Origin of the sequence: Pseudomonas sp. IT-P294, from assembly GCF_949767865.1 — a bacterium.
GTDB lineage: Bacteria > Pseudomonadota > Gammaproteobacteria > Pseudomonadales > Pseudomonadaceae > Aquipseudomonas.
Genome location: NZ_CATKQW010000025.1, coordinates 1 through 1,903 on the forward strand (window position 1 = coordinate 1; position 1,903 = coordinate 1,903).

Below are 1,903 nucleotides of genomic sequence, written 5' to 3' on the forward strand. Positions count from 1 at the left end.
TCGGGTATTGAGCTCGCCATAGCTGAGCGTCTCTGCCCCAAAGACCAATGCCGTTGCCTCAGGATTTAAAGCAACCTGCTCCTCGAATATCTGATGCATACACAGATGAACTGGACGGTACACATCCATCGAGTTCCATGTTTTGAGCAACAATGTGCGCTCAGATGCATCAAGCAGGTCGATTACAGTTATAGCCTGGCTGGCATCCCTGATGATCTCGGCGAGGACAGACTTCAGATATCCCACATGGCGCTTGATCGTGTCCGCGTCAAACAATGCAGCCGCATAGCCAAGAGCTCCCACGATTCGATCGCCCGCTTCGGCCAGGTTCAGCTCAAGATCGAACCGGGCTACCTCATAGGTAGAACCAACCGGGCTAGCTTCAAGGCCGGGTAAGGCCCATTCGCCTGCATCATGGTTTTGCCAGGCAAACATCACCTGAAACAGCGGCGTATGGCTCAACCGTCTTGGCGGCTGCGTTATCTCCACCACCTGCTCAAACGGCAGATCCTGATAATCCTGGGCCTGAAGTGTCCTCTCTCGCACTCGAGCAATAAAGTCGGCAGCGCTCGGGTTTTCGCCTAGATCAATTCGCATCGCCAGCGTGTTGACGAAGAAGCCGATCAGCGGCTCAATGTCGCAATGGCCCCGATTGGCACTTGGTGCTCCGATCACAATATCTTCTTGCCCCGACAACCGTGACAGTACTATCGCCCAAGCCGACAACAGGGTCATGAACAGAGTCACGCCCTGCTGCTGACTAAAACGCTTGAGGGCTGTTGTCAGCTCCGCACCTAGTTCTATCGGCACAGAGCCACCCACAAGGGATTGCTGCTCAGGCCGCCGCCTGTCCGTTGGCAGATCGAGCAGCGTAGGCGTATTTGCCAGCGCCTGTTTCCAGTAAGCCGCCTGCTCATTCAAGCGCGCCCCCGACAGCCGTTGGCGCTGCCATGCCGCATAGTCCGGATATTGAATCGCCAGTGGCGGCAATGGACTGTCCTCATGATTGCTGAAAGCCGTATACAGCGAACTGAGCTCAGGCAAAAGTATGCCGAGCGACCAGCCATCCGAAACGATGTGGTGCTGTGTAAGTAGCAATACATGTTCATCAGTAGATGAGGAGGAGACAGATTCAGCAATAGCCACCCGGATCAAGCAAGCCCGGATCAGCGGCCCTGTTTCGAGATCAAAGGGTGTCCGAGCCTCGTCGGCACAAAGCCTTAAAAGCTCTGTCTCTGCACACGGGTCCTTGATCGGTCGATCGTGGAGATCAATCTGGCGCAATGGCAAACCTTTTTCACAGCCCAGTAGTCGTATCTCTGGCTCCCCCTCTTTAGTGAAAAAGACCGAGCGCAATGCCTCATGGCGCGACCACAGCGCATCAAGGGCCTGCTGCAAAGCCGCCATGTTCAACTGGCCTCGCAATCTCATCGCCAATGGGATGTGATAGGCATCGCTGATTCCACTATCGAGTTGCGCCAGAAACCACAGTCGCTGCTGAGCAAAAGACGGCAGCAAGGACCCGCTTCGAGAGATGGTCCTGATCGACGTACGCGCCACAGCGCTAACGTTGCACTGAACTTCAATCGCCGAAGCCACAGCCTTGAGCGTTGGAGATGCGAACAGGGTTGCAAGAGGCAACTCAGCCCCGAAGGAGGCTATGCGACTGACCAACCGCACAGCCATTAGCGAATGGCCGCCAAGGGCAAAGAAGTTGTCATGGCGACCAACTTGTTCAACGCCAAGCAACTCTGACCAGATTCCGGCAAGGATGACCTCGGTCTCACCCAACGGCGCCTCGTATGCCGCATGGACAAAGGCACCCTCCTGCGGAACAGGCAAAGCCTTGCGATCAAGCTTGCCATTTGCGGTGAGGGGGAAGGTTTCCATGAGCACAAACGCA

At 55.7% G+C, this 1,903-nt stretch carries 1 protein-coding gene; it reads right to left on the minus strand.

Going from position 1 to position 1,903, the window contains the following annotated elements:
* The coding region (locus ACM6I0_RS18935) for a condensation domain-containing protein (protein WP_414923005.1) at window positions 1–1,903 on the minus strand (1,903 nt) is incomplete at both ends.